The organism is Parahoeflea alexandrii (assembly GCF_027214025.1).
Lineage (GTDB): Bacteria > Pseudomonadota > Alphaproteobacteria > Rhizobiales > Rhizobiaceae > Hoeflea > Hoeflea alexandrii_A.
In genome coordinates this window covers 949,723-961,913 of record NZ_JAPWHB010000001.1, presented here as the reverse complement: position 1 = coordinate 961,913, position 12,191 = coordinate 949,723, and the positions used below count along the sequence as shown (strand labels likewise).

Annotated in this window: 11 protein-coding genes; 10 read left to right on the top strand and 1 reads right to left on the bottom strand. The window is 62.4% G+C overall.

Going from position 1 to position 12,191, the window contains the following annotated elements; all coding sequences use genetic code 11:
- The first annotated feature begins 929 nt into the window (after positions 1–929).
- The 4 genes from O4H62_RS04770 (at position 930) to O4H62_RS04755 (ending at position 4,111) form a co-directional block, all read left to right on the top strand.
- Positions 930–1,823 carry a LysR family transcriptional regulator gene (locus O4H62_RS04770; protein WP_269385975.1) on the top strand — a complete coding sequence of 298 codons (894 nt, stop codon included), beginning with the start codon at positions 930–932 and terminating at the stop codon, positions 1,821–1,823.
- 96 nt (positions 1,824–1,919) lie between these two features.
- Positions 1,920–2,543, top strand: a complete 624-nt coding sequence (gene wrbA / locus O4H62_RS04765; RefSeq protein ID WP_269385974.1) for an NAD(P)H:quinone oxidoreductase — start codon at positions 1,920–1,922, stop codon at positions 2,541–2,543.
- The gene (locus O4H62_RS04760) at positions 2,543–3,181 is read left to right on the top strand and encodes a DsbA family oxidoreductase (RefSeq protein ID WP_269385973.1); all 639 of its coding nucleotides are present in this window, start codon (positions 2,543–2,545) and stop codon (positions 3,179–3,181) included. Before wrbA ends, O4H62_RS04760 begins: the two co-directional genes overlap by 1 nt.
- Before the next feature lie 18 nt (positions 3,182–3,199).
- Complete coding sequence (locus O4H62_RS04755) at positions 3,200–4,111, top strand: EamA family transporter (protein WP_269385972.1); 912 nt, start codon at positions 3,200–3,202, stop codon at positions 4,109–4,111.
- On the opposite strand, the gene O4H62_RS04750 is transcribed toward O4H62_RS04755, so the two are convergent.
- Positions 4,095–5,030, bottom strand: a complete 936-nt coding sequence (locus O4H62_RS04750) for a LysR family transcriptional regulator (protein WP_269385971.1) — start codon at positions 5,028–5,030, stop codon at positions 4,095–4,097. The two genes, O4H62_RS04755 and O4H62_RS04750, sit on opposite strands and share 17 nt — an antisense overlap.
- 157 nt (positions 5,031–5,187) lie before the next feature.
- Here O4H62_RS04750 and O4H62_RS04745 point away from each other — a divergent pair, with 157 nt between their 5' ends.
- From O4H62_RS04745 to O4H62_RS04720, 6 genes are all read left to right on the top strand, one after another.
- Positions 5,188–6,363, top strand: coding sequence for a cytochrome P450 (locus O4H62_RS04745; protein ID WP_269385970.1), 1,176 nt, complete (start codon positions 5,188–5,190; stop codon positions 6,361–6,363).
- Between the two features lie 56 nt (positions 6,364–6,419).
- The gene (locus O4H62_RS04740) at positions 6,420–6,743 is read left to right on the top strand and encodes a 2Fe-2S iron-sulfur cluster-binding protein (protein WP_269385969.1); all 324 of its coding nucleotides are present in this window, start codon (positions 6,420–6,422) and stop codon (positions 6,741–6,743) included.
- Positions 6,740–7,966 (top strand): NAD(P)/FAD-dependent oxidoreductase, encoded by a 1,227-nt coding sequence (locus O4H62_RS04735; RefSeq protein ID WP_269385968.1) that lies wholly within the window; start codon positions 6,740–6,742, stop codon positions 7,964–7,966. The genes O4H62_RS04740 and O4H62_RS04735 overlap by 4 nt, the downstream gene beginning before the upstream one ends.
- 112 nt (positions 7,967–8,078) lie before the next feature.
- Positions 8,079–9,116 carry a TRAP transporter substrate-binding protein gene (locus O4H62_RS04730; RefSeq protein WP_269385967.1) on the top strand — a complete coding sequence of 346 codons (1,038 nt, stop codon included), beginning with the start codon at positions 8,079–8,081 and terminating at the stop codon, positions 9,114–9,116.
- Positions 9,117–9,752: 636 nt separating this feature from the next.
- Positions 9,753–11,081, top strand: coding sequence for a peptidoglycan-binding domain-containing protein (locus O4H62_RS04725; protein WP_269385966.1), 1,329 nt, complete (start codon positions 9,753–9,755; stop codon positions 11,079–11,081).
- Positions 11,065–12,153 (top strand): hypothetical protein, encoded by a 1,089-nt coding sequence (locus O4H62_RS04720; protein ID WP_269385965.1) that lies wholly within the window; start codon positions 11,065–11,067, stop codon positions 12,151–12,153. The genes O4H62_RS04725 and O4H62_RS04720 overlap by 17 nt, the downstream gene beginning before the upstream one ends.
- Positions 12,154–12,191: the final 38 nt, after the last annotated feature.

The following is a 12,191-nucleotide window of genomic DNA, read 5'->3' as shown; positions in this document are numbered from 1 at the left end:
AGCGCCAAGTCGTGGATTTTTCAGGTGAGGGGGAGTTTCTGACCTCGAAACAGAACCCCTCTCTTGGAATTTCTGGCACTTAGCTGGCGCTAAGGTGCTGAAATTCGCATTCTCTCCCATCAGGGGTGAGAAGGTGCGCGCCGCGCCGTCGCGAAAAAAATCCCCCCGATCTTTTCCCCACCCTCTACCCCCGTGCCACACTCATGCCGCTCCCGCTGCCGGATGGATCGCGAACGCTTCGAGCCAGGCGGGAGGAAAGCTCCCTGAAATCCGTCGTAACGTGCGGCGGGCAGCGGGGGGAGGCAGGAACCAGCGTGGCTCCGCTGGCGGATTTGGCCGACCGCGAGGACGGCACGGTCCAGCCAGCCACCGGGACGACCTCGCAATCCGCAGCCGCCTGATGCACATGCATCATCTTCAAGGGCGGAGGGGCGGGTTGGACAGCGGACCGGGCCTGTGGCGAAGTTCTGCCCCGTCCTGCCTGCAGGGCCGCCGGGTGCTCACACCCGGACTTGACCCGAAAGGCGATGGGGAGAAGCTCCGTGCCGGAGACCACGCGAAAAGCTCCCGCAGTGCTCCCTTGTCGGGGAGGCTGCCCGGGGCAACCCGGAAAAGCCCGCGTGAGGCGAAAGCCCGTGAAGCGGAGAAGCGAAGCGGCGACTGCCTGTCGGATGCCGACATCATCCGGCGAAACTCGGGCCCGCGCGCGGTTTGCGCCACCCCGTGCATGCGCCTCGCATGCACACCCAAACCATTCCCAGAGGCGTTAGCCCGCGCGCGGCCCTCCGGACCCGGTCTTTCCCCATAACCCCGGCGGCGCGCCGTGCGGGGCCATTGGCGTGTCCGCCCCCGATTTGGCCTTTCGCCCAATCGTGCTAATCCGGATCCCGATGGAACGGTCCGGCCGGCGCGGCCCAGGGGAAGAGGACATGGACAAGCTCTCGGTCATGAATGCCTATTGCCGCATCGTCGAGCGCGGCAGCCTGGCCCGCGCGGCGGACGATCTCGGCGTCTCGGCGGCGTTGCTCAGCCGCGAATTGAAGCTGCTCGAACAGAGCCTCGGCTGCGTGCTGCTGACCCGGACCACCCGGGCGATGTCGCTCACCGATGCCGGGCGGCTCTATTACGAGCATTCCCAGGCCATTCTCGATGCGGTCAGCCATTCCGAGGACCGCATCCGCCAGAGCGCCGGCGCGGTCCGCGGCCATCTCAAGGTCAATGCCTCGAGCTCCTTCGGCCAGATGGTGATCGCGCCGTTGCTGCCGAAATTCCTCGACCAATACCCTGACCTCAAGTTCACCCTGTCGCTCGACGACCGGGTGGTCGACATGGTCGAGGGCGGCTTCGACGTCTCGATCCGCATCCGCGCGGCGATGCCCGATTCGGCGCTTGTTGCACGCCGCATCGGCACCGCCCGGCAGCGGATCTTCGCCAGTCCCACCTATCTGAAACGTGCCGGAACCCCCGCCGCCCCGGACGACATCGGCGGCCACCGGGTCATCGGCTTCCTGCTCGCCGACCACCTGACCGGTTGGACCCTCTCCGGCCCCGGCGGTGAGCGCCGGGTCGCGCTCGATCCGCAAGTCAAGGTCGGCAACAGCCTGGTGCTGCGCGACCTGCTGATCGCCGGCCACGGCATCGGCACGCTTCCCGATTTCGTCTCCGACGAGGCCGAGGCGCGCGGGAGCCTCGTCCGCGTGCTGCCCGACTGGGAGCTGCCGGCGCCGGAGATTTTTGCCGTCACCGCCTCGCGGCTCGGCATGGACGCAAGGGTCACAGCCTTCATCGAACATCTCCGCGCCGCGCTCGAGCGCCATTCCTAACGCCACGTAAATAATCCTTTGTGAGCCCGCGGCTTATTCCCGAGCCGCACATGACCGATCTTCCCGGCATCGAAACACCACGCCGGAGAAGATTCCATGACCCGCATTCTCGTTCTCTACTATTCCAGCTACGGCCATGTCCGGGCGCTCGCCGAAGCCTCGGCCGAAGGCGCGCTCGGCGTCGCCGGCACCACCGTCGACATCCGCCGCATCCCCGAAACCGTGCCCGAACCGGTGCGCCGCGCCGCGGGCTATGCCGAGGACGACACGCCGGTGGCCACCCCTGCCGATCTCGCCGCCTATGACGGCATCATCTTCGGCACGCCGACGCGCTTCGGCATGATGGCCGGGCAGATGAAGCAGTTTCTCGACCAGGCCGGCGGGCTGTGGGCGCGCAACGAACTGGTCGGCAAGGTCGCTGCGGTCTTTGCCTCCACCGGCTCGCAGCATGGCGGCCACGAGGCGACCCTGCTGTCGACCCACATCCCGCTGATGCATTTCGGCATGCTGATCGCCGGTCTGCCCTACACGTTCGCCGGCCAGACCTCGGCTGACGGGATCATCGGCGGCGCGCCCTATGGCGCGGGCACCATCGCCGGTGCCGACGGATCGTTGCAGCCGACCGCCACCGACCTCGCCGGCGCCCGCTTCCAGGGCGCCCATGTCGCCCGCATCGCCGCCCGGCTCGCCGGCGCCGACCTTGCCAGGGAGGCCGCGTGATGGCCGCGCTCACCATCGACTTCTTCCACGATGTGGTCTGCTGCTGGTGCTTCAACATTTCCTCGCGCATGCGCAGCCTGGCCGATGAGTTCGACCTCGACATCCGCCACCGCAGCTTCGTGCTGCAGGCCAGCCGCCAGGAGATGGCCGAGCGCTGGGGCACGCCCGCCGAGGCGCGGGAGACCATTCTCGGCCACTGGTCGGTCTGCCGCGAGGTCAGCGACCGGCCCGACCTGATCGACGTGGAAGCCATGCGCGCCGCCCGCTTCGACTATCCGCACGGCTATGAGGCAGCGCTCGCCTGCAAGGCCGCCGAAGCGATCGGCGGCCAGGCGGCGCACTGGGACCTGTTCGACCGCATCCAGCTCGCCCACCTGAATGAAGCGCGCGACATCGCCGACAGGCAGGTGCTTGCCGATACCGCCCGCGACATCGGGCTCGACAGCGCCGCTTTAGCCCGCGCGATTGCCGATCCGGCAACGGCCCTGGCGGTGGAAGCCGACCGCCGGGCTGCGCGCTTGCTGCAGGTGCGCAGCATTCCCGCCCTCATCATCCGCGACACCGGCGCCCGGCTGGTCAACGGCCCGCTCGAGGATCTGCGCGCGCAGGTTCGCGCCGCAACCCGCCTGATCGCGTGAGCCTGAAAGGACAAGGACATGAAACGGACTCCCGACATCATTCTCACCGCGCTGGCCCCGGCGATATGGGGCAGCACCTATCTGGTCACCACCCAGATGCTGCCCGCCGGCTACCCGGTGACGCTGGCCGTGCTCCGCGCCCTGCCGGCGGGCCTGCTGCTCTTGGCACTCACCCGCTGCCTGCCGCCCAAGGCCTGGCTCGGCCGCACGGTCCTGCTCGGCGGGCTGAATTTCGCCGTGTTCTGGTCGCTGCTCTTCGTTGCCGCCTACCGGCTGCCCGGCGGGGTCGCCGCCACGCTCGGTTCGCTGCAGGCGCTGATGGTGATCGTCATGGCGCGCGGCTGGCTCGGCACCCGCATTCGCACAGGTGCGGTCGCCGCCGCGATCGCCGGGGTGTTCGGTGTGGCGCTGCTGCTGCTTGGCCCGGAGGCGGCGCTTGATCCGGTCGGCATTGCCGCAGGCCTCGGCGGCGCTGCCTCGATGGCCGCCGGCACGGTTCTGAGCCGCAAATGGCAGCCGCCGGTCTCCGCGCTCAGCTTCACCGCGTGGCAGCTGACGGCGGGCGGCCTGCTGCTCGTGCCCGTGGCGGCTCTGTTCGAACCTGCGCTGCCTGCGCTGACCCCGGTCAATCTCGCCGGTCTCGTCTGGCTCGGCCTGATTGGCGCGGCGCTCACCTACTGGCTCTGGTTCCGCGGCCTGTCGCGGCTTGAGCCGGGTGCTGCCTCGATGCTCGGCATGATGAGCCCGGTGACCGCCGTCATACTCGGCTGGCTCTGGCTCGGCCAGGCACTGGCGCCGCTGCAGATGGGTGGCGCGGTGATTGTCTTGGGCTCGGTCTGGCTGGGCCAGATCGCCAACCGCCCGTCCGGGGCAACGCCAGCCGTCCGGCCCCAACCGGAGCCGGCAGCGCCCCTCACTCGTCCGGCGTGAGCGGGGATGAGGCTGCCGGCGGCTGGCCCGCCACGCATTCGAGGATCAGCTTGCGCAGCCAGTCGTGCATCGCCGATTTGTGGGTGCGGGTGGTCCAGACCAGGTAGACCTCGAACGGCGCCGGGCAGGGGGACTGGACGATCCGCATCGCGTCGCTGTAGGTCTCGGCGACGCGGCCCGGCACCGTTGCGATCAGGTCGGTGCCGGCGATCACCTTCTCGAGCCCCGCGGGGCTCGGCACCTCGAGCACCGTGTTGAGCTTCATCCCCAGCGTGTCGAGCTGCAACAGGTAGCGCGAGCGCCAGGTGCCGCCATAGGTCACCGTCGCGTGCGGGGCTGAGACATACTGCTTCAGCGCCAGCTTCTGGTTCGCCAGCGGGTTGTTCCGGTCCATAACGCAGACATAGCGTTCGCTCAGAAGCGTGCGCGAATAGAATTCGTGCCCGTCCGCCTGCAGCGGCCCGATCAGGAGATCCGCGTCCGACGTCTTCAGGAGCTGAATGCCCTGCGTGGTCGAATTGAGTGCCGTGATCCGGATCCCCGGCGCCCGTTCCCTCAGCGCCTTGACGACGCCGGGCAGGATGATCTGCCGCTCATAATAATTGCAGGCGATCGTCACTGTCTGCTCCGCCTGGCCCGGATCGAAGCTCACCGGCGTCGCCAGCGCCTCAATCTCGTCGAGCATCCGCATCACCGATGTCACGATGGTGCCGCAGCGCTCGGTCGGCACCACCCGGCCGCCCTGCCGGAAGAACAGCGGATCGCTGAAGGCGCGGCGCAGCTTCTCGATGGTGTAGCTGACCGCCGACTGGTTGACCCCCAGCACCTCCGCCGTTTCCGTGAAAGAGCGGTTTTCGTAAAGCAGCCGCAAGGTGCGCAACGCCGCGAAATCCATCGCAAGCAGACTGGGCTGTTTCATTGCCGGTGCTCCCGAGGCTGACCAAAACCGCACACTATTATCAGAAAATCTGATTTTCAAAATCAAATTCATCTAATTGTTCGATTGAACCATTGTCCCTAAGGTTGTGCCCGCGACACGGAGGATGTGCGGCACGGCTTGGGAGGGCTACGCGACAATGGCTTTTGCGCCAACGGACGAAACCATCACCATAGATCAGCTGACCCGCGATCCCTATTCGATCTATCGACGGCTTCGGGCGGAAGCCCCGGTTGTCACTGTCAAGTCCATCGGCCGGACCCTGCTGACCAAGGCGGCCGACACCCGCGCGGTCAAGGACAATGCGGCGCTGTTCAGCAACAACGATCCCAACACGCCGATGCAGAGGGCGTTCCAGGCCCATACCCTGATGCGCAAGGATGGCGAGGAGCACATGCGCGAGCGCATGGCGATGACCCCGACCTTCTCGCCGGCCAATCTCAAGACCCTGTGGATCCCGGCCTACGAGAAGCTCGCCGGCGAGTATCTCGACCGCCTGCCGCGCGACGAGGTCGTCGATCTTTTCCCCGCGCTCGCCGGCCCCCTTGCGGCCCGCATTCTCGCCATAATCCTGGGCATCCCCGACGCCACCGACGAGGAGATGCAGTACTGGAGCCAGGCGCTGATCGACGGCGCCGGCAACTTCGGCTACGCCGACGAACCCTTCGCCCGCGTCGATGCCTGCCATGCCGCGATGAACGCCATGGTGGAAGCCCGCGTCCCGCTGCTCAAGGCCGAGCCCGACCAGTCGGCGCTCTCCGTCATGATCAACGCCGAGGACCCGATCCCCTTCAGCCAGGTTCTCGCCAATCTGAAGATCGCCATCGGCGGCGGCATCAACGAGCCGCGCGATTCCCTGCTCACGGTGCTCTTCGGCCTGCTGACCAATCCCGACCAATTGGACGAGATCAAGCGCACCGGCAACTGGAGCACCGCCTTCGAGGAGGGCCTGCGCTGGGTCGCGCCGATCCAGGCCAGTTCGCGTTGCGCCAGGGAAGATACCGAGATCCGCGGCGTCGACATCCGCAAGGGCGAGATCATCATGACCGTGCAGGCCTCGGCCAACCATGACGAGGAGCTGTTCGAGGACGGCCATCTCTACAATGCGCTGCGCCCCAAGAGCCCGCACCAGAGTTTTGGCAGTGGCCCGCATCACTGCATGGGCACGCACCTGGCGCGCGCCACCATCGGCAAGATCATGCTGCCGATGATCTTCGAGCGCTTCCCCGGCATGCAGCTGGTCGAGCCGGAGAAGGTGGTCTGGTGGGGCTTCGGTTTCCGCGGCCCGCTCAGCCTGCCGGTCAGGCTGAACTGAATGTCAAGCTCAACCGAGATGCGCGGCTCAACCGAGCAGATCCGAGGAAACCGGTAATGCCGAAAATCATATTCGTCAGCCCCGAGGGTGGCCGCACCACGGTCGAGGCCTCCGACGGCGACAGTGTCATGCAGACGGCGCTTGCCAACGGTGTCGACGGGATCGTCGCCGAATGCGGCGGTGCGATGATGTGCGCCACCTGCCACGTCTATGTCGATGACGACTGGACATCGGCAGTCGGAGAGGCATCCGACGACGAACGGGGCATGCTCGATTTCGCCGCCAGCGAGGTAAGGCCAATGAGCCGGCTGTCCTGCCAGATCACTGTCACCGGTGATCTCGACGGTCTCACCGTGCACCTTCCGGACGCGCAGATATGACCGAAGGGCGCGTCGTCATTGTCGGTGGCGGTCATGGCGGCTTCCAGATGGCCGCCAATCTGCGCAGCGAGGGCTTTGCCGGCGCCATCACGCTCATCGGCGAGGAGCCGGGCCTGCCCTACCAGCGGCCGCCGCTGTCGAAGGCCTTCCTGAAGGACGGCGACGCCGCCCGGCTGCACTTCCGCCCGCAGGCTTTCTTCGAAACCAACAATATCGAGCTGAGACCCGCGACGCGGGTCAGCCGGATCGATCCGGACCGCAAGCACGTCACCACCGCCTCGGGCGACGGGATCGGTTATGATCACCTGGTGCTGGCGACCGGCAGCCGCAACGCCCGGCCGCCTGTCGCCAATCTCCATCTCGACAACGTGCTGTCGCTGCGCAATCTCGCCGATGCGGCGGACCTGCGCGCCCGCCTGAGCGCCGTCCGCCATGTGCTGGTGATCGGCGGCGGTTTCATCGGCATGGAATTCGCCGCCGTCGCCGCGGATTTCGGTGTCGGGGTCACCGTCATCGAGGGGGCGGAACGGCTGATGGCGCGCACCGTCTCGGGCGCGGTGTCCGCGCATTTCCTGGCGCTGCACGAAGGCCGTGGAACCACCGTCCGGCTCGGCCGCTTCGTCTCGGAGTTGATCGATGACGGCACGGGCCGCGTCGCCGGCGTCCAGCTCGCCGATGGAACACGGATCGACGGCGACATGGTGCTGATTGCCGCCGGCGTCACCCCCAACAGCGAGCTCGCATCGGAAGCCGGACTGGCGGTCTCCGACGGCATCGATGTCGACGAGTTCCTGTGCACCTCCGATCCCGCCATCTCGGCGCTCGGTGACTGCTGCAATTTCCCCGACCCGGTGTCGGGCAACCGGGTGCGGCTGGAATCGGTACAGGCGGCGACCGACCACGCCCGCGCCATTGCCAAAAGGCTTACCGGAAAGCCCGCGCCCTATGCCGCCGTTCCCTGGTTCTGGAGCGACCAGAGCCATTTCAAGCTGCAGATCGCAGGCCTGGGCCTCGGCGCCGACGAGCAGGTCGCCCTCGAGCCGGAATCAGGCGGGCTGGTGGTGATCAGTTTCGCCGCCGGCCGGCTCATCAGCGTCGAGACCGTCAATTCCGCGTCGGCGCACATGAGCGCGCGCCGGCTGTTGGCGTCGGGGCGGCCCGTTGCGCAATCCGATCTCGCAGCCCACAACTACAATCTGGTAGACTATGCGCGCGCGGTCTGAACCGGCAGGGGGAGGAAGGCCCCGGATCTGAACAACAACGACAGGGGAAAGAAAATGCCCTGAACTGGGAGGTTCAGGGGGGAACAAGATCAAGATCAAGGGAGGAAACCAAATGATCAGACGCAATTTCATCTATTCCGTAGTGGCCGGCGCGCTCGCGCTGACCGCATTGCCTGCCACCAGCTTCGCCCAGGAGGTGACGCTCAGGCTGCACCAGTTCCTGCCGCCGGTGGCGACCGTGCCGAAGCACATTCTCAAGCCCTGGGGCGACCGGTTGGCCGAACTCTCCGGCGGCCGCATCAAGATCGAGCATTTCGACGGCATGTCGCTGGGCGGACGCCCGTCCGACCTGATGGACCAGGCCCGCGACGGCGTTGCCGACATGACCATGACGCTGGTCGGCTACACGCCGGGCCGTTTCCCGCGTTCGGAGGTGTTCGAACTGCCGTTCATGATGACCAACCCGATCGCCACCTCGGTGGCCTATTGGGAGATGGTCGAAAACGACTTCCAGGCCAATGAATATGCCGACGTCAAGGTGCTCGGCGCCTGGGTGCATGGCCCCGGCGTGGTCCACACCAACGACCCGGTCACCAGGCTCGAGGACATGAAGGGCAAGACCATGCGCGGCCCCACACGGGTGATCAACGACATGCTCTCCGAGCTTGGCGCCGAGCCGGTCGGCATGCCGCTGCCGGCCATTCCCGAGGCGCTGTCCAAGGGCGTCATCAACGGCACCGTCATCCCCTGGGAGGTCACGCCCTCGATCAGGCTCACGGAACTGGTCAAGAACCACACAGAGTTCGGCGGCCCCGAGGCGCTCTACACCGCGGCCATCGTGCTGGTCATGAACAAGGCCAGGTACGAGGCGCTGCCCGAGGATCTGCGCGCCATCCTCGACGCCGAATCCGGCGCCAAGCTCTCGGCCTTCGCAGCCGAGGTGATGGAGGCCTACGACAAGCCCGGCCGCGACATCGCCGTCAAGGCCGGCAACAACATCATCGAGCTCGACGAGGCAGAGGTCGCCCGCTGGAAGGAGGCCGCCCAGCCGGTCATCAACCGCTGGGTCGCCGAGATGGATGGCCAGGGCATCGACGGCAAGGCCCTGATCGACCAGGCCAAGGCCCGCATTGTCGCCAACACCAAGTAAGGCATGAAAAAGCCCAAGACGCGCCTCGGGGAGGGCGCGTCTTGGATGGCATCTGGGAGATGCGGCACCGAGCGGGCAGAAATGCCCGCTCGTTTTGGTTTGGGTGGGGGTAGGGTCGGCAAATTGCGACCATCCGTGATGTTGCCGAAAGGCGCAGCTTGCCGAGTGACTAGAGGTCGAAAAAGGGCGGGAAGCGGACGTTCGCTGTGGACGACCTCCCAATGTGTGTCGGCTCCAAGTCGGCGGTAATTGCGATCGCGTCATGTGGGTGGCGCTCGTCATGTTGAATGAGCGAGGGCTCAACTTTTTCGTGCGTCTGCATGCCTTATAGAGCAAATGGGTGTAGAGGCAGGCTGCTCGAACGCAATCGCTGATCCGGAAAATGCATCGTCGGATTCGCGCCAACGCTTGACCACACTTGCTCGTCTTAGAGCCATTCGTTAGTTTTCAAGCAGAATGCTGCCCCTTTGGGCTTTTTAATGGGCTTGCTGAATTATTGCCAACGAGCCATGCGCCGCTTCTGAGTGGTCATAAGTGAAGGCGTGGGAACGCAATAAGAATGCACAGTTTGGATTGATGGAGATATCAGGAAATTGTTTGCAAGCAACTATTGCGAGGCGTGGAGTGATTTCAAAAATGAATACCGTTAAGGGTTATCTTGGGTTAATCGCTCTAATTTGTGCATTTGCACTGCCCGAAATTGCCCATGCGCAATCTCCCTCCATTCAACCCAGAAATGAGGACCTTCGCACCACACAACGGATGCTCAACGATTTAGGGTATGATGCTGGTGCTCAGAATGACGGGAATGAGTCGGCAATACGCATGGCCATCCGATCATTTCAAGAAGACAATGGCTTAACAGTCACCGGTATCTTCACGAAAAAGGGGCGGAACCTCCTTCATGAATTTTATGAAGTCAGTTTTGGTGTGCGCATCGATCGTGAAGAAGAAAATATTGCGCTGAAAACTTCCCGGGATACTGCCGTAAGTCTCGAAAGCGCGCAGAATATTTTAAAACGCCTTGGATATTTTTCAGAAAATAAAAGTAATCTTTCCGCAGCGATAATGAGTTTTCAAGTCGATACTGGCATTGAACAGACTGGAAAAATTGATCAGCCGACTTACGAGCGTTTGACGGAAGCTGAGAGTTACATTTTTGATGAGTTTTTACCGTCCTTGAATGCTCGAAACTCACAAATAAGCCGTGCCAAGAATATTCAAAAGCTCGTAGTAGCGCAGCCCTACCTAATCGCGAGAGTCTTGGGGCGACCGGAAGAGGTATCTGCGCAAGACCCCACTAGTTTAACAGCTGCAATTAGGCGGCTTGTTCGGTCTTCCGTTCCGATAGTCGGATGCTATGACACGCAAACAACTGCTTTGGGTTTTTACAACGTAGTGCAAAACCTCTGGATAACGCTTTGGATCGACCAGGACGGTGGAGTTTTCTCCGGTGCGGTTTTGGACGGGATGAAGGAAAAATCTGCCCAACAGGGCGGGGCATGGCTATACTACTATGCAAGCGGAAACAGCATAGCCGAGGCATTAAAACTCTCTTTCGACGACCAGTATCGACGGTTCCAGGAGTTATTCACCGAAGAGGTTTGCAGCGGGGATTCCATTGCCCACGTGAAGCAAAATTACCAGGTTGCAGACATTGAGCTTTTGCTTGAGAAAAATGCTGTATCATCAATGATTGATGCCGAAGTCTTATCTCAGATCGAGGAGAAAACGAGGCTTTCTGAAGCAATCGACGATGAATTCGGGTTAACGTTGATGGCTGCACTCGAAATCGACTCTGACAGGGATTATGACCTGTTGTCTTTTCATACGTTGGAAATCGACCAGAGTTTAGTAATCGTACAAGGTTGGAAGATCGTGGATGGATCACCCAAATTGTTTGGCAGAGCCGCGATTGATTTATTGTATGAGGAAGACGAAGCCAATCATGATCACCGTCAATAAATTAGCGGCAACGATACTCATACTCGCTGCTTTCATCTCCTGTCATTCCGCGGCAAGCGCCGATGAAGGCAATTTCGGAAGAGGTCTTGATGTTGCCGCGGCAGTGGCAGAAGATACCACCGATTTGGGCAAAGCCTTGGGTGTTTCATCAAGTGCAGCATCGGGTAAAAGTATCGGTGATAGTATTGGTCGTGGTGATTTCGGAGGTGCAGTTGGAGAAGCTGCAGGAGAAATTCTAAAGCGCAAGCTAGTTCCTAGGGTTGCTGCAACGTGCGCATCTGGAGCCACATTGTCCCCGGCAGTGCCAAGAAGCCTAAAACCAATTGCTGCTGCGGGCGCAGCGGGCCTCTGTGCCTATAGAGTTGACAAAGCAATCGATGATCTCGTTGCTGATCCTCTCGCCGATGTTTCAAGGGCTGCACTCAGGGAGCAATTCAACGTTGCTCCTCCCGAAAATTTAGATCAGAACAATCCACCTGTCACGGCTCCACCAGAGGATGCGCCCTACAATTGGCCTCGTGACAATTCGACACTTGAGGGGGCTGATAGGTTTTCAAATACGAGTTCCGCAGGCTTTCTAGACCCTGAGCCGTCCACAATTCCCTATGAAGTCGGGCAAGGCATAGTATGTGGACCGATGTCGGCTGGGGAGCGCAAACAACTGGAGACGAGTGGTGCAGATGTTTCCTATTTGACGAAGGAAATCGAATATAATCGGCGTAACATGCTTGTTCAACGGGGAAAGCAATCACCCGTAACTATGACTTACCTTCCTACTGGAGAAGTGGTTTCATCGGAAGGGTGGTATCGGAATCGTATGAATGCGGCAAAGAGCAAATTAAAAAGCATATTGGTGGAGTTGCGGCAAAGTAACGGTTTTTGTCCAGCACCAATTGGCAATCAAACAACCAATCCACCTGCATCTTCGGTGTCTCAAGGTACTCAACAGAATGAGTTGAAACATCAGGAATCTAATCCCTCCCAGGCAGACAGTTCCGTGCCCGCTGGTTGTGTACGTCTGACCATTGCAAATGGGTGTCGCTGCAGTAACGGGGATGTCATAAGGTGTTAGTGGTAGTGGCAGCCTTTACCCAGAAAATTTAACGGCCT

What these genes read in the sequence shown, in the direction of transcription:
- O4H62_RS04770 (WP_269385975.1), top strand. Translation starts at nt 930, where the DNA reads ATGGACAAGCTCTCGGTCATGAATGCCTATTGCCGCATCGTCGAGCGC.
- wrbA (WP_269385974.1), top strand. Translation starts at nt 1,920, where the DNA reads ATGACCCGCATTCTCGTTCTCTACTATTCCAGCTACGGCCATGTCCGG.
- O4H62_RS04760 (WP_269385973.1), top strand. Translation starts at nt 2,543, where the DNA reads ATGGCCGCGCTCACCATCGACTTCTTCCACGATGTGGTCTGCTGCTGG.
- O4H62_RS04755 (WP_269385972.1), top strand. Translation starts at nt 3,200, where the DNA reads ATGAAACGGACTCCCGACATCATTCTCACCGCGCTGGCCCCGGCGATA.
- O4H62_RS04750 (WP_269385971.1), bottom strand. Translation starts at nt 5,030, where the DNA reads ATGAAACAGCCCAGTCTGCTTGCGATGGATTTCGCGGCGTTGCGCACC.
- O4H62_RS04745 (WP_269385970.1), top strand. Translation starts at nt 5,188, where the DNA reads ATGGCTTTTGCGCCAACGGACGAAACCATCACCATAGATCAGCTGACC.
- O4H62_RS04740 (WP_269385969.1), top strand. Translation starts at nt 6,420, where the DNA reads ATGCCGAAAATCATATTCGTCAGCCCCGAGGGTGGCCGCACCACGGTC.
- O4H62_RS04735 (WP_269385968.1), top strand. Translation starts at nt 6,740, where the DNA reads ATGACCGAAGGGCGCGTCGTCATTGTCGGTGGCGGTCATGGCGGCTTC.
- O4H62_RS04730 (WP_269385967.1), top strand. Translation starts at nt 8,079, where the DNA reads ATGATCAGACGCAATTTCATCTATTCCGTAGTGGCCGGCGCGCTCGCG.
- O4H62_RS04725 (WP_269385966.1), top strand. Translation starts at nt 9,753, where the DNA reads ATGAATACCGTTAAGGGTTATCTTGGGTTAATCGCTCTAATTTGTGCA.
- O4H62_RS04720 (WP_269385965.1), top strand. Translation starts at nt 11,065, where the DNA reads ATGATCACCGTCAATAAATTAGCGGCAACGATACTCATACTCGCTGCT.